Here is a 25,558-nt window from a genome sequence, read left to right as displayed (position 1 = left end):
GAATCAAGGAAGTCGACGACGGCATTTGGCTCGTCAGCTTCATGCACTATGATCTGGGATATATCGACTTGGAGCAGAGGACATTGCAAACCATCGACAATCCGTTCGGCACGAGATTGTCACCCATGTTGGGTGACACAAATATCCGGAAATAGTGGGATCAACCGGGAATAGGCGGGAATTGGCGGCAAACGCCGAGAAATCAAGGGTTTGAGCGCAATCCGCCAAAAATTTTGCGCCCCTCGATTTTGACACGCGGCCGCACCCAAATCAGTGTCGTCTGGCCAAGTAGACCCGTCCTGCAGGGCCGGCTTCAAAAATCGAGCGCTGGCTTTGAGAAGTCTTCGAAACCCCGCAAATCCGCCTTTGAGGGCGCGTTGACCACGGCGCGCCAGGCGCAATCTGCCCGCTGAAACCGGCCGGCTTTCCAATTTGAACATGCAAGCGACTTGCAGGTTGACTTGTTTTCCCGTTTTATTGTGTAAAATCAGAGCCTAAACATCAAGAGATACCCGTTGGGAACATGCAAGCGGCTCCGGCGCAATCGGATCCGCTTGCATGTTCCCAAATCGGGGGGCACAACCTCGAAGAGGCTCGCTTGCCCGCTTGCAACGAGGTCGCGACTCGTGGACCTTGTGGGTTGCAAATTAGCTTTTTCGAAATGGCGCCTCGCATGAATAAGCTTGATCCAGCGTCTGTCTTCAACGCGCACCGAGACCGGTACATCAAAATACTTGAACCGCTGTTCTTGCCCGACGACGTGACGAGCCACGACATCATCCGCTACTTCGCTTCCCTGTTAAGAGTGCTGGGGATGGAGGATAAAGGCTGGGATCCTTACGCCGAGAGCCGCAACATTTTGAACGATCTCAATAGGCTGATGAGGGTGGAACTACCGGAGAAAGATTTTCCGGATGCCGACAAGACGATTTGGCGGCTCGGCCTCTTGCTCTACTGCCACGTGGTCGAAATGGATGCGCCTTATGAGGTAATTACGAACCTGCTGCGCTTTCGACTCTGCAAAGGCTACAGTCCTAGTCCTTTCTTCGATTCCCTTACCGATAAAGAAAAAAAGAACTTTGCGAAGACCGGAATTAGAACCGGGCGAAAGATCGAAATAATCAAGGAACTGTCAAAGCAATCCGGGCTCGGAATTGGCGAGATCTTTGATGAATTCTATAGCAATAAGCTGCGCAATGCTGTCCAGCATTCTGACTTCATCGTGACTGACGAGGGCTTTCGGTGTCGAAGCGGTTCAGGAGCTAAAGCCTTCATGTTGAGCTTCGAAGAGTTGGACGTATTGATTACGAAGGCAAAGGCCTTCATCGCGGCATTTCTGCAGATCGAAACCACCGCTCGGCAAGTTTGGGGCATGCAAAAGGGTAGAGCGATACCTTACGACATAACCTACAAGGGCCTAATGGAGATACTCGTTGACGATCGAGATCTGCTATGCGGCTTTGCGGTCTACTGGCCCAACAATTCGCGGTCTTTATACCGTCGCACCAAAGATGGCGTTGAGATGGTTAACTGCATGATTGATCTTGCCAACGCTACGATTGATCTTTTTGTCGATCGCTACGCGCGAGTTCCGGGCAAGTTCAGCCCGCTTGTGGAACATGATGCCAGCCCCGTCTACAAACCGTTGGACAAGTCTGAGACTCGGCCGACCTGGCCATTGTAAGCCGGCGTCCAACTTTCGCGCCATAAAGTAGCACCAGCTTCCCCTTGCACGCCAAGTGTGCGCGACTTAGCTTGTCGTGCAATTTTTAGGTGCCGAGGATAATTATGCGACTTTGAATGCTACGGGCGCTTTTCAGCGCGCCCGTCCGCCGCGCCGCTCCTAGGCGTGTCGACAGGCTCAAACACAAAACCGAACTTTTCGAACATCCTGGCAAAACCGGGCGCGGTCGCATGTGTGTTTTTTTCTGGGTGATCCAAGCGCGGCTTGACGATCATTAGGCCGAGCGTTTCCCAGATCCTGGCTCGGCACGAGCCTCAGAAATGTCTTTGGCAACCTCTTTGCGCAGAAGCTTCAGACGTAGATCAATTTCCTCCCGATCGTCCGGATCCACGATCTGGTCGACCAACCCCGCATAGTATCGAACGACGGTCTGCTCCATCGAGGCTGCGGGCAGTGAAATCCCCGCCTCCTCATGTACCTCTCGTAGCAACAGCTCCACGCGCTCGCGCAGGTCACTTCTTTCCCCTTCCGTTCCGAACAACAGCCAATGAGGGCTCACATCCAGCGTATCGCAAATTTTTGCGACCTCATGTAGTCCGAAGGAACGCACTCCCTTCTTGTACGCGGTCCAGGTGTTGGGTGCGATGCCCAGCGCTGTCGCCAATGCGCCTTCGTTTCCCCAGCGATTCTTGCTGAGGATTCGCTCAATGATCGCGTCATAAGAGAATTCTGCCACTTATCTCATTATCGCAAAATTATGCGATGCCTAGTTGCGCATCGCAATATTTTGCGATAACCCTTTCCATGAACACGGAACAAATCACCCATGAAAAGGGAGACCGGCCAGGGCCTCCCTCTTCACAACGAGGATTGACTATGCACCGCCCCCAAAGGACGGACAAGCCGCGCGACCGCTCCGCCAACAAGCTGGAGGAGCTTGCCTCTGTTAAGGGCAAGCTCCTCCTTGCTGGCTTCACACTCTACGACATCGATCGTCGCTACTACCTGCCACGAGGGACTGCCGGAACAACGCTCCGCGAACCCAACATGGCCGGGGAACAGGCAATCGCCGCTGCTCTCGGTACAAAGGCACACTTGTTGTGGCCGAGCCGTTACCAGCCCTCCGGTCAGCGGCGATCCCCTCAGCCGCGTGAGAACTATGAGCGCCCGCCCACCATGCGGCAACGCCAAAAGAAGGCGGGCGCGTAGACATGGAAAACCCGTTCATCCCGTCCCGTTCCCGCTTCTGCAATGCGGCCCAGACAGCGCTTTTGTTTAGCGTAGCGCTGTGCGGCCTCATCGCCGCAGCTATCGCGGTAGGTAAGCAGCTATGCTGAACCCCTACGACGAACACCAGCGCCTGGAAGTGATGCTGGCATGCTGCATTAAGGCAGTGCAATCCCACTTCTCACACATTGCCACTCGGGACATCATCTGGCCGCCGCGTGACCTGTTCGACGCCGCGCTCGCGCGCCAAGTGGCGATCTACATCCTTCATATCGAGTTCGAAGTGCCGCGCCGTCGCATCGTCAAAATGCAGGCGCGGCAGCGCACGTCCATTTCCTTCGCCATTCGCAAGATCGACGAGCGGCTCGGCTGCCCCGTCTTCGCGAAGGCGTACACCCGCATGGCGGCCAGGGCGAAGGACATCTTCATGCAACAGTTGAGAAAGGCGGCAGCGTAAATGGCCGAGTTCATCCGCGCGAAGATTTCAGACATCCATATCGGCGAACGCGCACGCCCAATCGACGAGGACCATGCCCAGGCCATCGGCGCCTCGATGGCGGAGCGCGGTCAGATCAGTCCGATCATGGTTCGCCGCACCCCGGCGGCGAACAAGGGAAAAACGCCCCTGACGTTGGTCGCAGGCGGGCACCGCACTCGCGGCGCCGTGATCATTGGCTGGGATGAATTGGACGCGATTGTCGTCTCGGCCGATGCAGTCGAAGCTCAGCTCCTGGAACTCAGCGAAAACCTTTATCGCAACGAGCTGTCTGCGCTCGACCGCGCGATATTCGTGATGAAGTACCGCGAGCTTTGGGAAGAAAAGCACGGCAAAATCGACCGGACCAAGAACCTGAAGCAATCGAAGGGCACCGAGTGCCCTTCGATCTTCGCACCCGGCCGCGAGCTGTCAAAGCAGGTGCAGGAGCGCCTCGGTTTTGGAGAGACGACCTACAAGAAGGTCACCCGTATCGGGCTTAACCTGCATCCAGATCTGCGCGCCCTTTTGCGAGGAACCGGTGGGGACGACGATCAGTCCCTTCTGCTCAAACTCGCCAAGATGGGACCGTCAGAGCAAGCGCGCATTGCGAGCGTTCTGCGGGAAGACCGTGATGTCAAAAAAGTACTGTCTTCGCTGAAGGGTGAGCCGACCAAGGCCGACCCCCAAGAAGCCGCGTTTGGTAAGCTTGTCGCCGCCTGGAAGACCGCCAATGAAGACACCCGGCGCCGCTTCCTCGCACATGTCGGCGACAGCCAGGACTTCTCCTTCCTGGAGGCCGCGGAATGAAACGCGACCCCGCCCAGTTCGATCTGTTCCTTGAGCCCCTATTCCCAGTTCGCGTGCCCGTCGCGCGGATCGACATCGACCGCTACCGGTCGAAGATGAAGCGCGCGATGGCCCGCGCCATCCGCGAATGCCCCTACGACCGGCCAACCATCGCCGCCCGCATGGCGCAGTATCTCGGCCTGCCGTCGATCAGCAAAGCCATGCTCGACGCGTACACGGCCGAGAGCAAGGACGGGCACGACATCACCCTGCCGCGCTTCGCCGCCTTCGTGCATGCGACCGGCGCCATGTGGCTTTGGGATGAAGCCGTGTCCGAGCAGGGCGCCACCCTCCTCGTCGGTGACGAAGCGCGCCTCGCCGAAATCGCCCGCCTGCAGCAAGAGCAGGAGGTCATTCGCCAGTCGCTACGGACGCTCAAATCCCGCCCCGTCACGATCCGGAGGACACGCACATGAAGGAGTGGCTGACGTCCACCGAAATCGCGGCAGCTCGGCTTCCCGACTTGCCGCAGACCCGTCAAGGCATCGAGCTGATGATTGCTCAATGCGGCTGGCGCTCTACGGATCAAGCGCGTCAACGCGCTGGCCGTGGTGGCGGTTTCGAGTATCACTTCTCCCTCCTGCCGGCAGCGGCCCAGGTGCGGCTTCGGCACGCTCCAGACGCCGCGGGCTGGGACGAGGCCCGTGCCAGGAAGAACCTCCTTTGGTCGCGCTTCAATGCCTTTCGAAGGCGCAGAAAGCGGTCTGTGAAGAGCGCTTGAAGGTCCTCAACCGCGTTGAGCAGCTCGCCCGCGAACGCGGTTTGAACCGCACCGCAGCCATCGCCGTCGCCACGCTCGATGCCGGTGTCCAGAAGTCCGCCTATTATGAGTGGCGCAAAGCCACCGAAGGCGTCGACCCGGAAGATTGGCTGGCCGCACTTGCACCGAATAGCGCCGCTGCCGATGGCGTTGTTTCGCAGGTGGCCGAGTGCCACCCCGACGCCTGGGAGTTCCTGAAGTCCGATTATCTGCGCCCGCAGAAACCCGGCTTTTCCTCCTGCTTCCGACGCATGATGGAAGCCGCCGAAATCAACGGGTGGTCTCCGATCCCTTCGGAGCGATCGCTTCGCCGCCGCATGGAGGCAGCAGTCCCGAGGGCCGTCCAGGTGGTGACCCGAGAGGGGACCGAACGCGGCAAAATGCTCTTCCCTGCGCAGCGCCGTACCCGCTCGCATCTGCATGCCATGCAGGCCGTCAACATGGACGGGCACAAGCTCGATATCTTCGTTCGGCTCCCCGGCCGCGACAAGCCAAGCCGCGTCTATCTCGTTGGCATCCAGGATCTCTATTCAGGCAAGATCCTTGCCTGGCGTCTATCCGAGGCCGAGACATGGGAAGTGGTGCGCCTGGTCGTCGGCGACATGGTCGAAGAGTTCGGCATCCCCGAACGCATCTACCTCGACAACGGCCGCGCCTTCGCTTCGAAGAAGATCTCCGGTGGCACCCGCACCCGTTACCGCTTCAAGGTCCGTCCCGAGGATCCGCAAGGCCTGCTCACGGCGCTGCAGATCGAGACCCATTTCGTGCTGCCCTACTCCGGTCAGTCGAAGCCGATCGAGCGCGCCTGGGGCGACTTCGCTGAAACCGTCTCGAAGCATCCGATCTGCGCTGGCGCCTATACGGGCAAGAACCCCAACGAGAAGCCGGAAGACTACGGCACGCGCGCGATTGAGATCGACGATCTTGCCCGCCTCGTCGCCGAGCTGGTCACAGAGCACAACTCCCGCAAAGGCCGCCGGGCGGAGACCGCAAAAGGTCGCAGCTTTGACGAGACCTTTGCCGAAAGCATTCGCCAGCCGACGACGATCGTCCGTCACGCGACTGAAGCGCAGCGCTTCCTCTGGCTTCTGGCATCGGAGGCGATCCGCACCCACAAGGGCAGCGGCGAAGTCCACTTTATGGGCAACCGCTACTGGAGCCGCGAACTCAACCAGTACATGGGCAAGCAAGTGACGATCCGCTTCGATCCAGATCACCTGACCAAGCCCATCAAGGTCTACGACCTCGCAAACCGTTTCATCTGCGATGCCGAGTGCATTGCCGATACCGGCTTCGACAATCAGGACGCCGCCCGCACCCACGCCCGCAATCGGGCCGACTATCGCAAGGCCAACGAGGCCCTGGCGAGAGCGCACCGGAAACTCTCGCCCATGGAACTCGGCGAAATTCTGGAGAAGGGCCGCAAGGCCGAGGAGCGGTCGGAGCCGATCCGGCCGGCTGTCACCCGCATCTTTACCGGCAACCTCGCGACCGCGCCTCAAGAAGCGATCAGCGACGACGAGTTTTCCGACGTTTTCTCGAAGGCCCTCTCCCGCGTGTCGGGCGGGGCTTCGATCCTACCATTCTCGAAAGGGAATACGGCCGAAAAGTAAGGCGTCTTGGCCGTCAGCATGAACCGAAATGTACTGAGTGCGGTTCCGAAAAAAAGCAGGGCGGGAGTGCAAGTCCCGCCCAACAATCCGCCCCTTCAGGGCATCTGAACGAGGAACCATTTAGATGAATACACATGTGTCCACAAGCCCTGCAGCCGGTACCTGGGACCGGCCGACGCCATCGCAGGACTTTAAGGCAAAGCATACGCACGAGGATGTCGCGGACTGGGAGCAATTGAACGCCCGTGTTCGTGAGATCGCCGAAGCCAACAACTTCACCAAGGCCGAAGCCGGCCGCCGGATCGGCATGTCGTCGGCGACCTTCAGCCAGTGGTTTTCCGGCACCTATATCGGCCGGATCGAACCCTTCAACCGTCAGGTTCGCAATTGGCTCGAAGCGTTTGACGAGGGCGTCAGCCTCGCCGCCACCATCCCGCAGTCTCCCGACTTCATCAACACGCGGATCAGCCGCGAGATCTTCGAGACCCTGCACTGGGCGCAGATGACCTCGGACATGGTGTTTATCACCATCGGCGCCGGCATGGGGAAAACGGCGACTAGCCGCCGCTACGCTGCAACCAGGCCGCATGTTTTCCATGTCACGATCAGCCCGCACACCAAGACAGTGCATGGCATGCTGGTAGAGCTGGCGTCCGAGCTAGACGTGCGCGAGGTGAACCCGGCTAGACTGGTGCGCGCTATCGGCGCCAGGCTCTCCCGTACCGGCGGCGGCACTCTGCTGATCATCGACGAAGCGCAGAACCTCGTCGACGACGCCATCAACCAGCTTCGCCATTTCATGGACATCTATAAATGCGGGATCGCTCTCGTCGGGAACGAGGAGGTTTACACCCGCTTCAACAAGTCCAGCGGCGGGCCGAGCTACGCTCAGTTGAAGCGCCGCATCGGCAAGCGCCTGAAACGCGCGACTTCCTATGTCGAAGACATCGCTGCCTACATCGCCGCTTGGGGTGTGACCTCCGAGGATTGCGTGCAGTTCCTTCTGGGTGTCGGCAAAAAGGGCGGCGCTCTCGGTCAGATCGACAAGACCTTGAAGCTCGCCTACATGGCCGCGATCGGCGCCGAGGAAGAGTTGTCCCTGAAGCATCTCAAGGCTGCCTGGTCGAACCGCGACGTGGAGGATCTCCAGTGAGCAGCGTCCTCGACAACACTGCCAGCTTGGCTATCCGAGAGCTGCAGGCCGAGATCCAGTCTCACGCTGCCAGCGGCACGGCCCTCCCGGTCACGCACCTGCGCCTCATCGCCGATCGACTTCGCTCGATCGGGTCTCTCGTCGACCTGATGGAACAGGAACTCGCCGTGCACCGCCTCGGCGAGCAAGGGCGCGCCGCATTCAGCGTGATTGAGGCTGCGGCTGGTGAGCTGCTCTCCGAGCAGCCGGCGCGAGTGGAGGACGGAAACGTCCTTCATCTCGATTTCAGCGGGAGGAAGTGATGGTCCCCGAGATCCTCAAAGAGATGCGGGAAAGCATGACGCCATTCGAAACGCGAGGCGTCGTCCTGGAGCCGCGTGGCGTACGCGCCATGCTGCTCCTGCTGACCTATCTCGAAACGGAGTGGCGCAACATGGAGTGCCGTCTCAGCGGCACTACCGCCGTGATCCTCCTTGACCCCAACAGCAACGTCGTTCCGCTCAAGCAGCGCTCGCCCGGTTCCAATCCGGGCGGCGGCGCCACGTAACCCTCACGAAAACAGGACTTCCAACATGACAGTCGCAATTTTTGAAGAGAAGCCCGACGAGGGCATCACCGTGATGAACGGCCAGCAGTTCATGATCAACGCGCTTGGCGGCTTCGATCCGATTGGCGCGGTAAAGGAGCAATACAAGCTGGAAGACCAGACGGTGCGCAAATGCATCGCCTTCGCCAAGGAAGCCTCTGCCCGCACATCGCGCCTGAAGGTCAACACTTTCGCGGATCTCGGTGCCCTCGACGCGCTGCTCGCCGAAAAGTTTGGCGCCAAGGCCAAGATCGGCGGCAAGAAGGGCAACCGGACGTACCAGAGCTACGACGGCCTTCTGAAGGTGACGGTGCAGGTTTCCGACCAAATCACGTTCGGCGCCGAGTTGCAGATCGCCAAAAACCTGATCGACGAATGCTTGAACGAGTGGTCGGCCGACAGCCGCCCCGAAATCCAAGCGATCGTGACCCGCGCGTTCAACACTCAAAAGGAAGGCCAGGTGAACCGCGCTGACGTGTTCATGCTGCTTCGTCTTGAGATCGAGGACTCGCGTTGGAACAACGCCATGGACGCAATCCGAAGTGCAATCCGAGTCACTGGCTCCAAGGAATACGTCCGCTTCTACGAGCGCGCCAACGCCAACGACGAATGGCGGGCAATCACTATCGATCTGGCAAAGGCGTGAGGTGCAAGTAATGTCAGCGCGTAGGATCCAAGACCGTTTTGTAGGCCCAATCACTCGCCCGCGACACCAGTTGGTCAGCGTTGCGAACAAGCGCCTCTGTGTTGGTCGTCATCGCCTCCAAATGAAAGTCATCGATATAAGAAGCGGCCGGTCGAGTTGTATCGATTTGGGTACGTGCGCGAATGTTTCGCAGAATGAAATCGGCGAAATTCTTGCTATCTTGGAGCAATTGCAAGACTTCGCTCGGAAAAAACTCGCGACAGGCGTTCACGCGCTCGTCATTGAGCACTGCAACGACGGCTTCAACTACTATCTGTGCGTGGGTTATCTCAAGGGCATTGTTAAAGGGGTTTTCCGATTCTGTGTAAACACGCAGAGTGATGATCTGAGATGTGAGCGCTACCGGAAGAAACTCCAGCAAATTAGCGGCAGCGCGCAACTTGCCTCGGTTCGCATCGAGCCGTTGCTCATGGTGTCGCCGCTCCTGTTTCGCATCGGAGATGCGCATTTCTCGGATCGTCGCTACGGCCGCAAACACCGCGAGAGCACCGGTAATCAACGTCTGAAAATCGTAGACGAAGTTCCACATGGGGTCCCCGCCAGTTCTGTCGGCAAAAACCGGCCGCTCTCCGAAAATGGGAGGGAAGACCAACAAAGCGATCACAACAAGAATGGCCGCTATAGCGAACGGACGCGTTGCCTTGCTCATCCATCTCTCCAAGGAAAAACTGACGCCGTCTGCCGCAGGAATACTGCGCATCGACGAGCCACCATGCCGAACCCGACGTTGGCTACGCTCTTAGCCGACAGGATCCTACACCTGTACCTGATAGAGATCGGCCAGACGGAAGAGATGTGGAAAGAGCTTATCCAGCCCGCCTACGACCATGTTCACTCCCCGGTATGCTTCAATAATTGCGGTTCGGTCGACGACGGGCCGGGCTGCGTGTATTCCCCAATCTTTCTCGCTGAGAACAAATTCGGATCCAGCGAGATTTTCAAGGCGCCGGAAGGCCAAAAGAGCTATGTCCAAGCGCTTTTTCAACCGCTCTTCCGCGAACTGAAGTTCACCGCCGAACAAATCGGCCGCTGCTCTCCAGTGCACTCGATCCAGGATTTCTCGGATAACACTGAGATCGTTCCCAACCGAGACCAACTCGTCAGCAGCTCTCAAAATCTGATCGTGCGGAACCTCCCCGTCTTCCAACCAATCCAAGAAGTTACCTTTCTCCTTCCGCTGAATATGCAGGAGTTCTTTGTAGTGCAGCCTCAGTTGCTGAAACTGCGGCAGCAACATTCGCTCAATCTTGAGTTTCTCGGCACGCACCTGAAGGCGCGCCAGTTCTTGATGGCGCCGCTCGCTTTGCTCGTCAGTCTTCTGCATCTGTTTGACGGTCACGAATGCGGCGCCGATCGCAAAGATGCCAGTAAGCAGAGTCTGATAGCGAAACAACCAAGTCTCGCCGGTGGCCTTGTCGTCGGCGAGACTCATGAACAGCAGCGCGGTCGCCAGCATAAGCGCGCAGGCAACAACGGTTGCTGGCAGCGTGGGTTCTTCATTAGGCGGTGGAGAAGTCGGCTTCATAGCTTCATATCGAACACGAAATCGATTCGTTGCAAGATGCCGGTGGTGCAACCATGACCGGTTCGATCGTTGCACTTCACGTAGCTAAGAAGCAGCTCGGCCTGGACGAAGACACCTACCGGGCAAAACTCAAAATCATCACCGGCAAGACCTCGGCGAAAGATATGACCGAGGATGAACGCCAAGCGGTCATTACCGACTTCAGGAAGCAGGGCTTCCGACCCGCGAGCGATCGGCGTCCTAACGGCCGCGCGAAACTCACGGGGCGTTACGCGGCAAAGCTCCAGGCGCTTTGGATTGCCGGCCACAATCTCGGCATCGTCGAGAACCGTGACGACGCGGCGCTGCTCGCTTTCGTCAAGCGTCAGACTGGTCTGGAACACGTCCGGTTCCTGAAGTTCGCCGACGATGCTCGTAAGGCGGTCGAGGCATTGAAGGCATGGATCGCCCGCGTCGGCGGGGTCGAATGGTCCGACACCGAAATCACCTCAGACTACGCCCGAGCAGACGGCTTCAAGATCGCCTGGGCGCAGTGGCGCAAGCTCGGCGGCAACGTCAACGCGAACAGCGTTGGCGCTTTCCATGCCACCGTGAGGGAACTGACCGGCCTTAGCGTCGAGCGCTGCGACAAGGATGGCTGGATCCTCGTCATGAACGCACTCGGCCGTCGCATCCGAGACGCACAGAGCAAGGGGAAGGCCAAGCCATGAACCACACCGTCCGCGTTACAGATCATGCCATTCTGCGATACCTCGAACGTGCGCACGGTCTCGACGTGGACGCGGTTCGCCGTCACGTGTCCGGCCTTGCAGCGACGGCCAACGAACTCGGCGCAATCGGCGTCGTCGTCGAGAACGTTAAGCTGCGACTTGAGACCGGCGTCTGCACCAGCGTCTTGAAGCCCCGCTGGCCAACCCGCCGTCCGGATGGGGGCGACCGATGAAGAGCCTCCCCCTGTTCGACACCAGTAGGCTCGCGGTCATCAAAGCCGAGCGTGAAGCGCTCTTGAAGCGCCTTCAAAGGGTCCGCCTGGACGCCCACTCGCGGATCCGCATGCAGCAGAAGGTTTCGCTCCTCACTGCCGAGCAGGTCCGCCTGGAACTTGCGCTGGATGCTCGCCGATGATCCGTGTTCCCGCGCAGCTCGAACCCTACATTGAAGTTCTCGGCCTCGATCTCGGTATTGAGTTTCTGCTTAAGTTCGGCGGCTCCTACGTCCACCTGTCGGCAAACCCGCAGGGCCGTTCCGAGGTCGTCGCTTTGGTCGGCCAGGAGCTGACAACCGCGCTCGCACGTCGCGTCGGTTCGGGCAGCATCCGCGTCCACACTGGAAAGCCCTTTATCGCGCAGCATTTCCGCGCTATGGGATGGACAACCAACGCGATTGCGCGACACCTTCACGTTACCGATGTGACGGTGCGGACCTGGCTAAAGCCAAGGGGCAAGCGCAAGCCGCCCGACAAGCGGCAACTTGAGCTACTCTGAAAGACCCGCAAACCGTTGCGGGTTTTTTTGTGCCCGCTGAATAGCGAATGTCGCCCCAACAACGGCCGCTCGGCCGCGTTCTTTTTGGGGCATTTTTCATGAGTTTTGATCAGTGGGTTATCGGTCGGCTTCGCGTCCACGGCGCCTATGCCGGCGTCGTCGACAGCGTTCCCGGCAGACAGATGGTTGCCGGTCTCAAGCGGTTCCAGCAGGCCTCCGGCTTGAAGCCGACCGGGCTCGCCGACGAGGCGACCGTTGGCCTGCTGCGGCGAGATCCGCAGAAACCGGGTGTCGACCTTACCATGTTCGAGAAGATGCCGATCCCGACCGAGCCCGTCTGGATGCGCGAGGCCCGCCGGTTTATGGGGTTGAAGGAAGTCGCGGGTGCCGGCTCCAACAGCACGATTATCGGATGGGCCAAGCGCCTGGGTGGCTGGGTAGCATCCTACTATACCAACGACGATATACCGTGGTGCGGCCTCGCCCTGGCGCACTGGATCAGCTTCACCCTTCCGAGCGAGCCGCTGCCTGGAAACTACCTTTCGGCGCTCGCTTGGGCGAACTTCGGTATCCGCCTTGAAACACCAGCTCGTGGCGCGGTTCTCGTCTTCAAGCGGCCGGGTGGCGGACATGTCGGCCTCTATGTCGGCGAGGACGCCAGCCACTTTCACGTCCTGGGCGGTAATCAGTCGAACTCCGTTTCCGTGACCCGCATCGAGAAGGCGCGCCTGGTGGCGATCCGCTGGCCTGCAACCGGCGGCGAGCCTGCCGGCGGTCGCGTCACGCTGACCGCCTCGGGCGCTGTTTCCCGAAACGAGGCCTGACCATGGATAAGCCCTCCTACTCGACCTCGAAAAAGCACCTCTGGCTTTCGTCGGTGATGGCGTGGCTGGTGATCCTGATCTGCGCGGCCGGTGCCCTGATGGGGCGATCCGAGGCGGTCGCCTTCGGCACGATCGCGGTCCCTTCCATGGTGGCACTCATTGCGGCGTTGCTCGGCATCCACCGGATCTCGGGCTCGATGGATTTTCGCTCCTCCAACCTACCGCGCGACCAGCCGGGAGGTGAACAGTGACCGCCGCAATCAGTCGGGCAGCACTCCCGTATCTCATTACTGGAGTGCTGCTTCTTGCAGCCGCCGGTCTCGCATATCTCGCCGTCTCGATGGTCGCGGAAATGATTGACGAAGCATCTGCCACGGCCAGGGCAGAGCGCGACGCCCATTGGACCGCCGAGATCGAGCGGACCAATGCCCACGCTGCCCGCCGCATCGCCGACCAGGCGCGTGAAGCTCTGCGCGTCGAAACCGCCGCCAACGAACGCATCCGCGCGGCCGAACAAGAACAAGTCGAACTGGAGAAGAAGAATGCGGCTCTGCCTGATGGCGGCGCTTGCGGCCTCGATCATGGTCGTGTCCGCCTGCTCGCCCGCTGAACCAAAGCCGGTGATCCGAACCGTGGTCATCAAGCCAGTCATGCCCGAGGCGGCACGGCAACGGTGTTCTGATCCTACACCACTACCCGACCGGGCAATGACCGCCGAGGAAGTCACCGGCAAGTGGGGAGCCGATCGCACCTCTCTCCGTATTTGCGAGCAGCGTCGAGCAGCAGCCGTCGCTGCGGTCGACGCAACCGGGGGCGTTGAATGAAGGTCGGCAACTTTGAACGCGAACTCGCCGAGCAGCGCGTTGAGGATGAGAAAGAAGCGGCGATCGCGAGTGCTCGAAAGGCTCTAAGCGGTGTCGGCCGAGACGATTGCGACGAATGCGGTCGGCCGATCGGTCAAGCCCGCCGCAAAGTTATGCCATCAGCCACCCGCTGCTTTAGCTGCCAACAAGCCCACGAAGAAGGAAACCGGCGTCGATGACCGACCTCAATCTCAGCCTCATCATGCCGTGGGTCGGCGCGCTGCTGTCGATCATCGCGCTTGGAACTCAGTTGAAGAACATCCTTTCGTCGGGGGAACGCAAGCTGGACGAACGCCTGTCGAAGGCCGAAGGCACGCTGATCAGCCACGATCGCCGAATCCAGAAGGTCGAGAACGAGCTGCAGCACCTTCCCGATCGCGATACCGCCCATCGGTTGGAGCTGACCATGGAGAAGATCTCCGGTCGCCTCGACACACTGGACGAACGTCTCAAGCCGATTGCCGCAACCAGCGGACGCCTACAGGAATTCCTTCTGGAGCAAGCCAACAAATGAGCATCGAGAACATCATCCGGGAAGAAGCGCGGCTCATCATCCTGAAGGAGCTTGCCAGCCAGGCCAATCAGTCAATCACATCGGAAGCGATGCGTCGTTTCCTGCTGTCAGACTTCCTCATCGACAAGCCGCGCGAATGGGTCGAGATGGAGTTCCAGTACCTGCAGGACATGGAAGCGCTTGAGATCATCCCTGCCGGAAGCGTGAAGATCGCCCGCTTAACCGAGCGGGGCGAGCTGCACGTCAAAGGCCTGATCACGATTTCTGGTGTGCAGCGCCCATCGCGGATCGGTGCGTGAGATGGCCGAGGAACGCAAAGGCCGTGGTCGCCTCTCCAGCCTCGATATGCTGCCCGACGAAGCACAGGACGATCTGATTTGGGCGCTCGGCCAGCTCAATGAGCGGCGGCGCAGTCAGGCAGACATTTTGTTCGAGCTAAACGATCGGCTGGAAGTACGTGGCATCGAGCCGGTTTCGCGTTCGGCTTTCAACCGTAAGGCCATGCGCCTGGCGAAGCGAACGATGCAACTTGAAGAGCGCCGCCACGTCTATGCCGGCATTGCCGAGCGCTTGACCCCAGAGGAAGTAAGCAAGGCCGATATCGTGCTCGGCGAATTCCTCAAAACCTTGATCGACGAGCTGCTCGACGGCGAGGGCCTAGACAGCAAGAACGCAATGGAACTGGCCAAGGCCTACAAGGAAACTGTCGTCGCGCAGCGGCACTCGGCCGAGCATCGCCGCAAGCTTGAGGTCGAAGCCCAGGCAAAGATCAGCAGGGCCGTGGACGCTGTCGAAGGCGAGCTGCAGAAGAAGGGCACGACCGACGGCGCCGAAGTGCTGCGACGCATCCGTGAAGACGTTTACGGGATCTTCAAATGAGTGCTCCCGCCGTCCCTCTCTTCGGCTTCCAAAAGCGCTGGTTCCTCGATCGGTCTCGTTTCAAGATCGGCAAGTTTGCCCGCCAAACCGGCAAGACATTCACGACCACGCTCGAAGTCGTCGACGACTGTTTCGAGCATGCCGTGCAGCAAAAGCGCGCCCGGTGGGTGATCCTGTCACGCGGCGAGCGCCAGGCCCGGGAAGCGATGAACGAGGGTATCAAGCTTCACGCTAAGGCCTATGATCTCGGATTTGAAGCCGAGGAGTATGAATGGAAGGGCGCGAGCGGGGTCTACAACGCCCTCGATGTCACGCTGCCCCACGGCTCAAAGATCACGGCATTGCCAGCCAATCCCGACACGGCACGCGGCTTTTCGTCGAATGTGTTCCTGGACGAGTTCGCGTTTCATAAGGACAGCAAGGAGATCTGGAAGGCGCTCTTCCCCGTCATCTCCGCCGGCTGGAAGCTGCGCGTCACGTCCACGCCGAACGGCAAGTCCGGCAAGTTCTACGAGTTGGACACAGGCAAGGACGAAGCTTGGTCCCGCCATGTCGTCGACATCTATCAGGCCGTAAAAGACGGCCTGCCACGCAACATTGAGGAGCTGCGCAGCGGTATCGCTGACGATGACGCCTGGGCGCAGGAATACGAGCTAAAGTATCTCGATGAGGCGAGCGCCTGGCTCTCCTACGACCTCATTACCTCGGTTGAAGACGAGAACGCCGGAAATCCCGATGGCTACCAGGGCAACGTTTGTTTCGTTGGCCGCGACATCGGCCGGCGCAACGACCTGCACGTTGTCTTTGTCTGGGAACAGATCGGCGACGTTCTTTGGGAGCGCGAGCGCATCGAGCAGAAACGCGCGACCTTTGCCCAGATGGACGAGGCCTTTGACGATGTCATGACGCGCTACCGCGTCGGTCGCGCCTGCATCGACCAAACCGGCATGGGCGAGAAGCCCGTCGAGGACGCGCAGCGGCGCTATGGCAGCCGCGTCGAAGGCGTGCTGTTCACCGGCCCTAACAAGCTGGTCATGGCAACGCGCGGCAAGGAACGGTTTGAGGATCGCACCGTCCGGATCAAGGAAGGCGACCAGGCTTTACGCTCGGACCTTCACAAGCTCCGGAAGGTCAGCTCCGCTACCGGCGCGCCGCGCTTTGTCGCGGAGCGTGACGACGATCACGCCGACCGCACCTGGGCGGCCTTCCTCGGCATCCATGCTGCCGATGGCGATCGCACAGAATACGCCTATCAGGCCGCGCCGCCAAAACCCGACCGTTACTCCGAAACACAAAACCACGATGACAAGCCGTTCCGCATGTCGAGCATGCGCCGGTCGCGAGGAACATACTGATGGCCGCTTCCGTCCTTCTCGATGCCTATGGGCAGCCAATCCGCAAGGCCGAACTGAAACAGGAACAGGGCGGTGTCACGACGCGCGGCGTTCGCCAGCCGGTCGGCCGGCACCAGGCACCAGGTCTAACGCCAGGCAAGCTTGCCAATCTGCTGCGCCGATCGATCGACGGAGACCCCGAGGCCTATCTTGAACTGGCCGAGGACATGGAGGAGCGCGATCTGCACTATGCCGGCGTTCTCTCTACCCGGAAGCGGCAGGTGGTCGGATTGGATATCAGCGTCGAAGCGGCCGGCGACGATGCCGACAGCGTCGCCGATGCGGATCTGGTGCGCGAGGTCATATCTCGCGACGAATTCCAGGACGAGCTGGTCGATGTTCTCGACGCGATCGGCAAGAGCTTCTCTGCGACCGAGATCATCTGGGACACCTCGGAAGGCCAGTGGATGCCAGGCGCTTTGAAGTGGAACGATCCGCGCTGGTTCACCTTCGACCCGACGGACGCCGACACTCTGTTGTTGCGGGGCGAAAATGGCGACGAGCCGCTGAAGCCGTTCGGCTGGATCGTGCATCGTGCCAAGGTCAAATCCGGTCTGACTATCCGGGGCGGCCTCGCCAGGGCCGTTGCCTGGACGTATCTCTTCAAGACCTTCACCACGCGCGACTGGGCGATCTTCAGCGAGGCCTACGGCCAGCCCATGCGCCTCGGCAAGTTTGGTCCCGACGCCTCTCCGGAGGAGAAGGCGATCCTGCTGGAAGCCGTTTCGTCGATCGGTACCGACTTCGCAGCGATCGTCCCGGCGTCGATGACGGTCGAGTTTATCCAGTCGGAAGTTTCCGGATCGCACGAGCTTTACGAGAAGCGGGCCGATTGGCTTGACCGCCAGGTCTCGAAACTAGTGCTCGGCCAAACGTCGACCACCGACGCGCAGAAGGGCAGTTATGCTGTCGGCCAGGTGCACGACGGCGTGCGCCAGGACATTGAAGCCTCTGACGCTCGCCAGCTGGCAGCCGCCCTCAATCGTGACCTCGTCGTGCCGCTGGTCATGCTCAACCGCGGAACTCGAAAAGCCTACCCGAAGATCAAGATCGGTCGGCCGGACGAACAAGACATTGAGAAGCTGGTCGACAACGTGGTCAAACTCGTGCCGCTTGGCCTCAAGGTCGGCATGTCAACGATCCGCGACAAGATCGGCATTCCCGATCCGGGCAGCGACGACGTGCTGCTGACGCCTCAGCGGCCGGCAGCGCCCAGCGCCGAAGAGCCGGAAACGAAGAAGCCGGCGGCACATGCTGCGCTCCCCTCCTCGGCCGACGCGGTCGATCGCGGGGTGCAGGACATCATCGACGACGCGTGGGAGCCAATGATGGCGCCGATCGTCGCCGGTCTCGAAGACGAGCTGTCGGCCGCGAAGTCCGAGGAGCAGGCCAAGGCGATTATCGCCCGCCGCATCGAGACGATGGGCGTCACCAAGCTTGCAGAGGTGCTCGCCCGTTCCGCGTTTGCGGCTCGGCTTGCCGGCGAAGCTGGCGAGGACCTCTAAGTGGCAACGGCGCAGCTCATCCCACTTCCACCTGAAGACGCGATCCGCGTGCTCCTGGCACGAGGTCGACAGCTCTCGCCAACGTTTGCCTGGCAGGACGCCTATGCGGCCGATCACGCCGCCATGTTCACCGTGGCGAAGTCAGCCGGCTTCGATGTCCTCCAGGACATCTTCAACGCCCTCTCAAAGGCGCTTCAAGAAGGGCGCACGCTGCGCGACTTCGCCCGCGAGCTGACACCACTGCTGCAGGCCAAGGGATGGTGGGGCCGCCAGTTGATCACCGACCCTTTGACCGGCGAGCTGCAGCCGGGACAGCTTGGCTCGATTCGCCGCCTCGAAACGATCTTCAACGCCAACATGCGTGTGTCCTACGCATCCGGTCATTGGGCGAATTTCGAGCGCAACAAGAGCGCTCGGCCGTTCCTGCGTTACGTAGCGATCCGCGACGATCGGACCCGACCGGAACATCTGCGCCGCCATAACCTGGTGCTGCCCGTCGATCACCCTTATTGGGACGTCTGGGCACCGCCGTGCGGTTGGAACTGCCGCTGCACCCTGCAGAGCCTTTCGGCCCGCGAGGTCGACCAGCTGAAGGCAGAGGGCGAGGATCTTAGGTTCGAGCCGCCGGCCGATGAACTGAAATCCTGGGTAAACAAGCGCACGGGCGAGGTCCATGACATCCCGATCGGCATCGATCCCGGCTGGAATTATAACCCCGGCCGCCTGGGAGCCAACGTTGCGATCAACGAGGCGCTGGCACAGAAAGCGGCCGGCGCGCCGTTCGAGCTGCTGGAGCCGTTGGTTGCCGAGCGGGTCCACTCGGATGCCTTTGCTCGTTTCGTCGAGAAGCCCGAAGGAAGCATGCCTGTCATGCCGATCCCGCCCGCGATCGGCGAAGCTGCGGGCACGGCGGCGCGCATAGCGATCCTCTCTGCCGACACGATGCAGAAGCAGTTGCGCCGGCACCCGGAAATGACCCTGGCCGACTATCGCGCGCTGTCGGCAATCGGCACCGACCCGACGCTCGTGTTTCGTGATGGCGCCAACACCTTCGTCCTGGTCAAGCTCAACGATGGCCGCTGGCGCTATGTGGCAGCGAAGACCACAAAGACGGGCAAGGCCGCTTTCGTCACCTCGTTCCGCTATGCGAGCGACGAGAACGTGCGCCGGTTGCTGGCGCGCGAAGGCGTCAAGGTGCTGATCGACAGGAGAGGAAAGTAAAGCGCGGTGGGGCCTCCCAGGAACCCCACATTGCGATCCCGTCTGACGACGGTTCTACGGCAGGGAGAATATCACCGTGTCACGCGCAGTACCTATTATCAGGGGTATGGCACGAATTTGCAAGGAAGCCCCTACAGCGCGCGTCACGGGCTGCGGACGGCCGGATACTCGCACCTGCCCCCCAAAACGCGCCCACGGCCTTCAAAACGGCCTCGAAAATCGACCTTGATCCGAATGGGGCGCGTGATATCTCTAAAACAGGCCACCCAATAGGGCTTAGCCCAAACACCCACAAACCGTTGCGACTTATCCGGCAATAAAGCCGAGGGCATCTTGCCCTCATGAAAAACGCCGCCAAATCACATTTCCCGGCCCTGGTTGCCGCCCATGCCACAGCGCTGATCGCTGCCGAGGCCGCGCCTGTGGTCGGCAACTCCTGGATCATGCTGCTGCCGCTCGGCCCGTTCAGCGGTCGTGATGGTCGCGGTCCCTACGATGCCGGCGACAGGGCGCACCTTGAAGGCGTCATCAAGGCAACGCTTGAACGCGCCGGCTCAACCGAGATCGTCGTCGACTACGATCACCAGACGGTGTTCAGCGCCGTGCCTGGCGTCGGTGGCCGCGCGCCTGCTGCCGGATGGATCAAGGATTTCGAGATCCGCGACAACGGCCTCTGGGGCCGGGTCGAATGGACCGAGACGGCTGCCCAGGCGATCAGAGTGGGCGAATACCGCTACATCTCGCCGGTCTACCTCCACACTCAATCCGGCAAAGTCACCCGCCTGCTTTCCGCCGCGCTGACCAATGTGCCGAACCTCGATCTCGCCGCCGTCGCGGCTAGAGCAGACCTCACAACACAGGAAGAACCAATGGACAAGATTGCGCTTGCCCTGGGCCTCGCCCAGGGGGCCGGCGAGGACGCGATCCTCACGGCCATCAACGCCGTCCTGACCTCGACGTCGGCAATCGCCGTCGCGCTCGGTCTCGACAAGGCAACCAAACCGGAGGCGATCGCCGCCCAGGCGACAAGCTTCCGCGCTGACGTCGAGCGCGTCTCCAAGGCGGCCGGCCTGACTACCGGCGCCAAGGTCGACGACGTCGTGATCGCCATCCAGTCGGCACGCACCGGAACGGTCGACCCGACCAAGTACGTGCCGATCGAGCAGGTCTCGGCGATGCAGGCCGACATCAAGACGCTGCAGGAAAAGCTTTCCGGCAACGAAGCCGAGGATGCCGTCAACGCGGCGATCCGCGACGGCAAGATCGCGCCTGCTCTGAAGGAATGGGGGCTTTCCCTCCATCGGACCGACGCCGCTGCGTTCAAGAAGTTTGTCGACAACGCCCCTTCGTTGACGGCGGCCCAGCGCTCCACCCCCAATCCCACTCCGAAGGCCGATGCCGCCCTGGACGAGACCGACCTCGCGGTCATGCGCCAGATGGGCCTCACCGAGGAGCAGATGAAGAACGCCAAGAAAGGCGGTGACGCATGACGGCTCTGTCCGGTGATCGTAACACTCCCGAACGCGGCGGCGATCGTCGCCGGATCGCGGTAGCAGCCGGCGCTGTCATCTATGCCGGCGCGATGGTGGCGGTGAACGCGGCTGGCAATGCCGTGCCCGTCACCACCGCTCTCAACCTCAAGGGCGTCGGCCGTGCCGAACGCCGCGCCGATAACACCGGTGGCGCTGCCGGCGCTGTCTCGGTCGACATCGGGGTCGGCATCTACCGCTTTGCCAACTCGGCAGCGGCTGACGCCATCACCCAGGCCGACATTGGCTCCGACTGCTACGGCGTCGATGACCAGACGGTCGCAAAGACGAACGGCGGCGGTACGCGCTCGGCCGTCGGCAAGATTTTCGACGTGGACGCCCAGGGCGTCTGGGTCAAGTTCTCCTGAGGGCTCCCATGGACATCAATTCCCAAACTCTCCGCTCGGCCTATCTCGGCTTCAGCGCCGCGTTTCAGACCGGCTTCGCAAGCGTCAACAGCATGTATGCGCGCGTTGCGACCGTGGTTCCTTCGTCCACCAAGACGCAGGAGTATGGCTGGCTCGGCAAGTTGCCCCGCTTCCGCGAATGGATCGGTGACCGCGTCGTCAACGGCCTCGCAAAGCACGGCTACTCGCTGACGAACCAGTCGTACGAAAACACGATCGGCGTCGATCGCGACGACTTCGACGACGACAACCTCGGGATCTACGCACCTCTCTTCCAGGAGTTCGGCGCCTCTGCAGCGAGTTTCCCCGACGAGTTGGTCTGGCCGTTCCTGAAAAACGGGTTCGGCACCAAGTGCTACGACGGCCAGTTCTTCTTCGACACCGATCATCCGGTGCTCGACGAGAATGGCAACCTGATCTCTGTCGCCAACACGGATGGCGGCGCGGGCACGCCGTGGTTCCTGCTCGATGTCACCCGGCCGTTGAAGCCGTTGATCTTCCAGGACCGCAAGAAGTTCAACAAGCTCGTGCGCATGGACAAGGAAGACGATCCGAACGTCTTCAATAAGAAAGAGTACCAGTATGGTCTGGATGGCCGCTGCCAGGTCGGCTTCGGTTTTTGGCAGATGGCCTGGGGCTCCAAGCAGACGCTCGACGATGCCCACTATGAGACCGCCCGCGCCACGCTGGGCGGAATGAAAGGCGACCACGGCCGGCCGCTGGCGATCCAGCCCAAACTGCTTGTCGTTCCGCCGACACTCGAAGGTGCAGCCCGTCGCGTCATTGCCAACGAACGCAAGGCCAACGGCGGATCGAACGAATGGTTCAACACCGCAGAGGTTCTCGTCGTTCCCTGGCTTGCCTAGCGGCGTAGGCAGGCAGGGCACGCCGGCCGGGTTTCCTTTTCCCCGGCCGGCGGTTCTTCAGAAAGGGCCGGCTCGCGGCCTTTCCTCAAGAACCGCAAAGGAGACCTCACATGGCAAAGCAGCCCATCAAAACATCCGAGGACCAGGGCAAGGGCGACGATCTCGCTCTGTTGTCGATCGGCGAGGAAGAGTTTCAGAAGCGCTTCCCGCTGACCTTCGCGGCGCTCCGGAAGCTCGACGCCGAAGGCGCGGATCCGCGCAAGATCGTGCTGCGCGTCACAGCGAAGGCTGCTGGCTTCCGTCGCGGCGGCATCAGCCATCCGGCGAGCCCCACCGACCATCCCTTGTCTGATTTCCGCGACCCGGCCGCGATCGAGGCGATCCTCTCCGAAACCGAACTGGTTGCCGAAATCACGACCGCCGAGACCGAAACCTCCGACGCCGAGTAAGCAGCAATGACCTATTGCACGAAGCAGGATCTGATTGACCGGTTCGGAGAGCAGGAACTCATCCAGCTCACCGACCGCGTCAACAGGCCTGCTTCGGCAATAGACGATATCGTGGTGACGCGCGCGATCGGCGACGCCTCGGCGCTGGCGGACGGCTACCTTGCGAAGGTGCTTTCACTACCGCTCTCGCCGGTACCGAGCGTCTTGACCAAGAACGTCTGCGATATCGCCCGCTACTACCTGCACGGCAAGGCAGCCGAGAAAGACAGCCCGGTCGCTCGTGCGTACGCCGAGGCCGTGGCCTTCCTTCGTGATGTTTCCAAGGGTCTCGTTCAGCTCACCGAGGGCGGCGAAACGCCTCCCGCCGCTGCCGGCGGACAGGTGCAATGGAAAGCACCTGGTCGTGTCTTCACCCGCGACACCCTGAAGGGCTTCTGAAATGACCGGCAACCCGATCACAATCAACGATCATGCCGTCAACGAGGGGCTCTCTCGTTTCATCGGCGCCGCGATACATCCGGGGCAGATGACGTCGGCAATGGCCGCCTACATGCTCGCGTCGACCCAGCGGCGTTTCGAAACCGAAACTGACCCGGACGGCAAGAAATGGAAGCCGCTCTCGAACCGAACCGCCAACCGCACCGTACGGCGCGGCCGGCGACGCGGGACCGCAAATATCCTGCGCGTCACGACGCAGCTCTACCAAAGCCTCGTCATGCGTTCGGATGAAATGAGCGCCGAGGTCGGCACCAACGTGGTTCACGCGGCTGTTCACCAGATCGGCGGCGAGATCCAGCAATACGCCCGCAGTCAACGTCTTTCTCTCAAGAAGATCCGTGGCGGCCGCGCCCGGTTCGTCAAGCACGGCACCAAGGGCGCCGAGCTGCGCAACGTCACGATCGGCGAGCACACGATCAGCATTCCGGCTCGGCCCTATTTCGGGTTCTCCCAGGTCGACACTGCGCGCCTCTTGGAGATCGGCGCAGAGCAGCTCAGAAAGGATATGCCATGATCCGCAGCATCGTCGATCGTTTGATGGAGCCTGGCACCCCGTTCCGTATCGTTGGAGGCGCCGGTGCGTTGGCCAGCGTCAAGGACCGCCCGCCCCAGGTTCCGGCCGCCTACGTCTATGAAGCAGCCGACCGTTCCCATCCGACCGAAAGAGCAACCGGCCTCATCCTTCAGCGCAACGAGGGCGATATCGCCGTCGTGATCGTCACCGAGAACCTGTCGGGCACCGACGATTTCGAAGCGGCCGAGGACATCGTCAACCTTAGAAAATACGTCCGACGCCGTCTGGTCGGCTTCATTCCGACCGATGCCGCCGATCCGCTCCAGCACGTAGCTGGCGAGATGCAGCAGGCCGTCAACAGCACGATCTGGTTCGAGGACGTCTACTCCACCGCCCATTACATCGAGGAGCAACCCTGATGAACGAAGGCAAAGGCGGATCTTACATTCGCAATCCCCAAACCGGAGAGCTGACACTCGTCCAGCGAACCGAAGAGGCCAAGGCGGGCCTGCCCGCCTCGGACGGGGCTTCCTCGTCCCCGGTGGCGGAGGCGGAAGGGACAGCCGCCTCCGCCGACAATCCGCCCGCTCGGCCGACCAGCAAAAGCGTTAGAAAGGAAGCCTGAGAATGGCGCGTTTTTTCCGCAACCTCGCGATAACCGCGAAAAACGAAGCAACCTACGGCGTTGACGCTGCACCGACTGGCGCGGCCAATGCCATGCAGATGGTAAATGCCCGCCTGGAGCCGCTCGTCGGCGAGGACGTGAACCGCGAGCTAATGCTGCCGTACATGGGCCACCAGGGCGTGATCCTCGTTGGCAACTATGCCCGGCTCACCGGTGAGGTGGAAATCGCCGGCTCCGGCACCGCCGGCACTGCGCCCGCCTACGGTCCGCTGCTGCGCGCTTGTGCTATGCAGGAAGTCGTCTCCGCTGGCGTTGACGTCCAGTACACACCTATCTCGAAGCTGCAGGAAGCGGCGACGATCCACTTCAACCCCGACGGCGTCCGCCATGTCCTTTTGGGATCGCGTGGCACCTTCACCATGAACCTGACGCCGCGCCAGATTCCGCGCTTCAGCTTCACTTTGACCGGCCTTCTCGGCACGATCACTGACACGGCTCTGCCGGCCGTGACCCTCGCAGCCTGGCAGAAGCCGGTTCCGGTCAGCAAGGCAAATACGACCTTCTCGCTGCACGGCCATGCCGGTGCGTGCGAAGGCGTCACGATGGACATCGGCAACCAGATCGAGCCGCGCTTCCTGATCGGCGCCGAAAGCATCGAACACGTCGATCGGCAGATGACAGGCAGCGCCATCATGGAGGCCGTATCGCTGGCGACCAAGAACTGGTTCCAGATCGCCCAGGCCCACACCAAGGGCGTGCTCGCGGCGGTTCACGGCATTGAGGCCGGTAACATCGTCGAGTTCGGCGCTCCGGCCGTGCAGGTCGGCCGTCCGACCCTCGGCGAAACCCAGCGCATCCTGAACAACACGCTTCCGCTGTTCTACACGCCGACCGCAGCGGGCAACGACGAGTTCAAGATCACGGTCAAGTGATGCCGTGATCCCCCCTTTCAACGTCCCTTAAAACCGAGGAAAAACCATGTTCAAGCTGTCCCCAAACCTCACCTTCAAATGGCCGGTTAAGGTTCTGGAACCCAGCCCCACCGATCCTGGCAAGCTCGTTGAGTACGAGTTCGGGGCGGTGCTGAAGTTAGTCGACCGTGATCAGGCAGCCGCCAGCGATCGTAAGAGGCAGGAGATCCTCGCGCGCGCTGCGAAGGAACGGGATCCCGCCAAGCTGCGTGCGATCGACGAGGAGCTGCGCGAACATGCTCGCGCTACCACCGCCGAGGTCATTGTTGGCTGGGACGAACGCCTTTGCGACGAGAGCGGCCAGCCGATCCCGTTCAACGAAGCGAACCTACGGGCGATCCTCAACTATCGACGCGTCGAAGAGGCTTTCGCCCGCGCATATCAGGAAGCGGTTTCGGAAGACGGCGCCCGCCTGGGAAACTGAAGGCGGCGGCCAG

39 protein-coding genes are annotated in these 25,558 nt (G+C 61.0%); 35 read left to right on the top strand and 4 right to left on the bottom strand.

All coding sequences use genetic code 11. The features are described 5' to 3' along the window. Positions 1-673: 673 nt before the first annotated feature. Complete coding sequence (locus ACQ5BM_RS17475; protein WP_429813652.1) at positions 674-1,684, top strand: hypothetical protein; 1,011 nt, start codon at positions 674-676, stop codon at positions 1,682-1,684. 119 nt (positions 1,685-1,803) lie between these two features. On the opposite strand, the gene ACQ5BM_RS17470 is transcribed toward ACQ5BM_RS17475, so the two are convergent. Both ACQ5BM_RS17470 and ACQ5BM_RS17465 read right to left on the bottom strand, forming a co-directional pair. After that, a complete protein-coding gene (locus ACQ5BM_RS17470) occupies positions 1,804-1,959 on the bottom strand; it encodes a hypothetical protein (protein WP_429813649.1) in 156 nt (51 codons plus the stop codon). Then, positions 1,959-2,420, bottom strand: a complete 462-nt coding sequence (locus ACQ5BM_RS17465; RefSeq protein ID WP_429813646.1) for a helix-turn-helix domain-containing protein — start codon at positions 2,418-2,420, stop codon at positions 1,959-1,961. Before ACQ5BM_RS17465 ends, ACQ5BM_RS17470 begins: the two co-directional genes overlap by 1 nt. 140 nt (positions 2,421-2,560) lie before the next feature. On the opposite strand from ACQ5BM_RS17465, the gene ACQ5BM_RS17460 reads away from it, so the two are divergent. The 10 genes from ACQ5BM_RS17460 to ACQ5BM_RS17415 all read left to right on the top strand — a co-directional run bounded on the left by ACQ5BM_RS17460 (position 2,561) and on the right by ACQ5BM_RS17415 (position 8,993). Continuing rightward, complete coding sequence (locus tag ACQ5BM_RS17460) at positions 2,561-2,893, top strand: helix-turn-helix domain-containing protein (protein ID WP_429813643.1); 333 nt, start codon at positions 2,561-2,563, stop codon at positions 2,891-2,893. Positions 2,894-3,014: 121 nt separating this feature from the next. Beyond that, the gene (locus ACQ5BM_RS17455) at positions 3,015-3,368 is read left to right on the top strand and encodes a hypothetical protein (protein WP_429813640.1); all 354 of its coding nucleotides are present in this window, start codon (positions 3,015-3,017) and stop codon (positions 3,366-3,368) included. Further along, positions 3,369-4,196: a ParB N-terminal domain-containing protein gene (locus ACQ5BM_RS17450; protein ID WP_429813637.1), complete on the top strand. Its 828-nt coding sequence runs from the start codon at positions 3,369-3,371 to the stop codon at positions 4,194-4,196. It abuts the gene before it with no gap. Continuing rightward, a complete protein-coding gene (locus tag ACQ5BM_RS17445) occupies positions 4,193-4,651 on the top strand; it encodes a hypothetical protein (RefSeq protein ID WP_429813635.1) in 459 nt (152 codons plus the stop codon). Before ACQ5BM_RS17450 ends, ACQ5BM_RS17445 begins: the two co-directional genes overlap by 4 nt. Next, complete coding sequence (locus ACQ5BM_RS17440) at positions 4,648-4,956, top strand: DNA-binding protein (protein WP_429813633.1); 309 nt, start codon at positions 4,648-4,650, stop codon at positions 4,954-4,956. The genes ACQ5BM_RS17445 and ACQ5BM_RS17440 overlap by 4 nt, the downstream gene beginning before the upstream one ends. Further along, on the top strand, positions 4,953-6,608 hold the full coding sequence (locus ACQ5BM_RS17435; protein ID WP_429813630.1) for a transposase domain-containing protein: 1,656 nt from the start codon (positions 4,953-4,955) through the stop codon (positions 6,606-6,608). Before ACQ5BM_RS17440 ends, ACQ5BM_RS17435 begins: the two co-directional genes overlap by 4 nt. A gap of 124 nt (positions 6,609-6,732) precedes the next feature. Beyond that, on the top strand, positions 6,733-7,761 hold the full coding sequence (locus ACQ5BM_RS17430; RefSeq protein ID WP_429813627.1) for an AAA family ATPase: 1,029 nt from the start codon (positions 6,733-6,735) through the stop codon (positions 7,759-7,761). Then, a complete protein-coding gene (locus ACQ5BM_RS17425; protein WP_429813624.1) occupies positions 7,758-8,063 on the top strand; it encodes a hypothetical protein in 306 nt (101 codons plus the stop codon). The genes ACQ5BM_RS17430 and ACQ5BM_RS17425 overlap by 4 nt, the downstream gene beginning before the upstream one ends. Next, a complete protein-coding gene (locus ACQ5BM_RS17420; protein WP_429813621.1) occupies positions 8,063-8,308 on the top strand; it encodes a hypothetical protein in 246 nt (81 codons plus the stop codon). The genes ACQ5BM_RS17425 and ACQ5BM_RS17420 overlap by 1 nt, the downstream gene beginning before the upstream one ends. A gap of 25 nt (positions 8,309-8,333) precedes the next feature. Beyond that, the gene (locus tag ACQ5BM_RS17415; protein ID WP_429813618.1) at positions 8,334-8,993 is read left to right on the top strand and encodes a DUF3164 family protein; all 660 of its coding nucleotides are present in this window, start codon (positions 8,334-8,336) and stop codon (positions 8,991-8,993) included. Positions 8,994-9,006: 13 nt separating this feature from the next. Here the strand turns inward: ACQ5BM_RS17415 and ACQ5BM_RS17410 are convergent, their stop codons facing one another. Together ACQ5BM_RS17410 and ACQ5BM_RS17405 are read right to left on the bottom strand one after the other, a co-directional pair. Beyond that, positions 9,007-9,702, bottom strand: a complete 696-nt coding sequence (locus ACQ5BM_RS17410) for a hypothetical protein (RefSeq protein ID WP_429813615.1) — start codon at positions 9,700-9,702, stop codon at positions 9,007-9,009. A gap of 105 nt (positions 9,703-9,807) precedes the next feature. Further along, on the bottom strand, positions 9,808-10,578 hold the full coding sequence (locus tag ACQ5BM_RS17405; protein WP_429813613.1) for a hypothetical protein: 771 nt from the start codon (positions 10,576-10,578) through the stop codon (positions 9,808-9,810). 53 nt (positions 10,579-10,631) lie between these two features. Between ACQ5BM_RS17405 and ACQ5BM_RS17400 the strand changes: the two genes are divergently transcribed. The 24 genes from ACQ5BM_RS17400 to ACQ5BM_RS17285 all read left to right on the top strand — a co-directional run bounded on the left by ACQ5BM_RS17400 (position 10,632) and on the right by ACQ5BM_RS17285 (position 25,545). Beyond that, positions 10,632-11,288 carry a gp16 family protein gene (locus tag ACQ5BM_RS17400; RefSeq protein ID WP_429813610.1) on the top strand — a complete coding sequence of 219 codons (657 nt, stop codon included), beginning with the start codon at positions 10,632-10,634 and terminating at the stop codon, positions 11,286-11,288. Continuing rightward, positions 11,285-11,521: a hypothetical protein gene (locus ACQ5BM_RS17395; protein ID WP_429813607.1), complete on the top strand. Its 237-nt coding sequence runs from the start codon at positions 11,285-11,287 to the stop codon at positions 11,519-11,521. The genes ACQ5BM_RS17400 and ACQ5BM_RS17395 overlap by 4 nt, the downstream gene beginning before the upstream one ends. Further along, positions 11,518-11,703 (top strand): hypothetical protein, encoded by a 186-nt coding sequence (locus ACQ5BM_RS17390; RefSeq protein ID WP_429813604.1) that lies wholly within the window; start codon positions 11,518-11,520, stop codon positions 11,701-11,703. Before ACQ5BM_RS17395 ends, ACQ5BM_RS17390 begins: the two co-directional genes overlap by 4 nt. Continuing rightward, positions 11,700-12,062, top strand: a complete 363-nt coding sequence (locus ACQ5BM_RS17385) for a hypothetical protein (RefSeq protein WP_429813602.1) — start codon at positions 11,700-11,702, stop codon at positions 12,060-12,062. Before ACQ5BM_RS17390 ends, ACQ5BM_RS17385 begins: the two co-directional genes overlap by 4 nt. 98 nt (positions 12,063-12,160) lie before the next feature. Next, the gene (locus ACQ5BM_RS17380) at positions 12,161-12,886 is read left to right on the top strand and encodes a TIGR02594 family protein (protein WP_429813599.1); all 726 of its coding nucleotides are present in this window, start codon (positions 12,161-12,163) and stop codon (positions 12,884-12,886) included. 2 nt (positions 12,887-12,888) lie between these two features. Further along, entirely contained in the window at positions 12,889-13,137 is a 249-nt protein-coding gene (locus ACQ5BM_RS17375) for an NAD(P)+ transhydrogenase beta chain (RefSeq protein ID WP_429813596.1), read from the top strand. Beyond that, positions 13,134-13,496, top strand: coding sequence for a hypothetical protein (locus ACQ5BM_RS17370; RefSeq protein ID WP_429813593.1), 363 nt, complete (start codon positions 13,134-13,136; stop codon positions 13,494-13,496). Before ACQ5BM_RS17375 ends, ACQ5BM_RS17370 begins: the two co-directional genes overlap by 4 nt. A gap of 210 nt (positions 13,497-13,706) precedes the next feature. Further along, a complete protein-coding gene (locus ACQ5BM_RS17365; RefSeq protein WP_429813590.1) occupies positions 13,707-13,928 on the top strand; it encodes a TraR/DksA C4-type zinc finger protein in 222 nt (73 codons plus the stop codon). After that, positions 13,925-14,263, top strand: a complete 339-nt coding sequence (locus ACQ5BM_RS17360; protein ID WP_429813587.1) for a DUF2730 family protein — start codon at positions 13,925-13,927, stop codon at positions 14,261-14,263. The genes ACQ5BM_RS17365 and ACQ5BM_RS17360 overlap by 4 nt, the downstream gene beginning before the upstream one ends. Next, on the top strand, positions 14,260-14,562 hold the full coding sequence (locus ACQ5BM_RS17355; RefSeq protein WP_429813584.1) for a hypothetical protein: 303 nt from the start codon (positions 14,260-14,262) through the stop codon (positions 14,560-14,562). Before ACQ5BM_RS17360 ends, ACQ5BM_RS17355 begins: the two co-directional genes overlap by 4 nt. 1 nt (position 14,563) lies before the next feature. Continuing rightward, positions 14,564-15,142, top strand: a complete 579-nt coding sequence (locus tag ACQ5BM_RS17350) for a phage protein Gp27 family protein (RefSeq protein ID WP_429813581.1) — start codon at positions 14,564-14,566, stop codon at positions 15,140-15,142. Continuing rightward, the gene (locus tag ACQ5BM_RS17345) at positions 15,139-16,497 is read left to right on the top strand and encodes a terminase large subunit domain-containing protein (protein ID WP_429813578.1); all 1,359 of its coding nucleotides are present in this window, start codon (positions 15,139-15,141) and stop codon (positions 16,495-16,497) included. Before ACQ5BM_RS17350 ends, ACQ5BM_RS17345 begins: the two co-directional genes overlap by 4 nt. After that, a complete protein-coding gene (locus ACQ5BM_RS17340) occupies positions 16,497-18,041 on the top strand; it encodes a DUF935 domain-containing protein (protein WP_429813575.1) in 1,545 nt (514 codons plus the stop codon). Before ACQ5BM_RS17345 ends, ACQ5BM_RS17340 begins: the two co-directional genes overlap by 1 nt. Beyond that, positions 18,042-19,262, top strand: a complete 1,221-nt coding sequence (locus tag ACQ5BM_RS17335; protein WP_429813572.1) for a phage minor head protein — start codon at positions 18,042-18,044, stop codon at positions 19,260-19,262. A 341-nt stretch (positions 19,263-19,603) separates the two neighbouring features. Further along, positions 19,604-20,752: a phage protease gene (locus tag ACQ5BM_RS17330; protein WP_429813569.1), complete on the top strand. Its 1,149-nt coding sequence runs from the start codon at positions 19,604-19,606 to the stop codon at positions 20,750-20,752. Further along, complete coding sequence (locus ACQ5BM_RS17325; protein ID WP_429813566.1) at positions 20,749-21,159, top strand: hypothetical protein; 411 nt, start codon at positions 20,749-20,751, stop codon at positions 21,157-21,159. Before ACQ5BM_RS17330 ends, ACQ5BM_RS17325 begins: the two co-directional genes overlap by 4 nt. A gap of 8 nt (positions 21,160-21,167) precedes the next feature. Beyond that, entirely contained in the window at positions 21,168-22,064 is an 897-nt protein-coding gene (locus tag ACQ5BM_RS17320) for a Mu-like prophage major head subunit gpT family protein (RefSeq protein ID WP_429813563.1), read from the top strand. Positions 22,065-22,174: 110 nt separating this feature from the next. Continuing rightward, entirely contained in the window at positions 22,175-22,513 is a 339-nt protein-coding gene (locus ACQ5BM_RS17315; protein ID WP_429813560.1) for a hypothetical protein, read from the top strand. A 6-nt stretch (positions 22,514-22,519) separates the two neighbouring features. Next, the gene (locus ACQ5BM_RS17310; protein WP_429813557.1) at positions 22,520-22,951 is read left to right on the top strand and encodes a gp436 family protein; all 432 of its coding nucleotides are present in this window, start codon (positions 22,520-22,522) and stop codon (positions 22,949-22,951) included. A 1-nt stretch (position 22,952) separates the two neighbouring features. Beyond that, the gene (locus ACQ5BM_RS17305; RefSeq protein ID WP_429813554.1) at positions 22,953-23,525 is read left to right on the top strand and encodes a phage virion morphogenesis protein; all 573 of its coding nucleotides are present in this window, start codon (positions 22,953-22,955) and stop codon (positions 23,523-23,525) included. Next, positions 23,522-23,944: a phage tail terminator protein gene (locus tag ACQ5BM_RS17300; RefSeq protein WP_429813551.1), complete on the top strand. Its 423-nt coding sequence runs from the start codon at positions 23,522-23,524 to the stop codon at positions 23,942-23,944. The genes ACQ5BM_RS17305 and ACQ5BM_RS17300 overlap by 4 nt, the downstream gene beginning before the upstream one ends. Beyond that, positions 23,944-24,150, top strand: a complete 207-nt coding sequence (locus tag ACQ5BM_RS17295; RefSeq protein WP_429813548.1) for a hypothetical protein — start codon at positions 23,944-23,946, stop codon at positions 24,148-24,150. Before ACQ5BM_RS17300 ends, ACQ5BM_RS17295 begins: the two co-directional genes overlap by 1 nt. A 2-nt stretch (positions 24,151-24,152) precedes the next feature. Continuing rightward, a complete protein-coding gene (locus ACQ5BM_RS17290; RefSeq protein ID WP_429813545.1) occupies positions 24,153-25,082 on the top strand; it encodes a phage tail tube protein in 930 nt (309 codons plus the stop codon). Positions 25,083-25,128: 46 nt separating this feature from the next. Continuing rightward, complete coding sequence (locus ACQ5BM_RS17285) at positions 25,129-25,545, top strand: hypothetical protein (RefSeq protein ID WP_429813542.1); 417 nt, start codon at positions 25,129-25,131, stop codon at positions 25,543-25,545. Positions 25,546-25,558 lie beyond the last annotated feature (13 nt).

It is taken from the genome of Ensifer sp. B1-9 (assembly GCF_050474445.1).
In the GTDB taxonomy this organism is placed as follows: domain Bacteria; phylum Pseudomonadota; class Alphaproteobacteria; order Rhizobiales; family Rhizobiaceae; genus Ensifer.
This window is presented reverse-complemented; position numbering and strand designations above follow the sequence as displayed.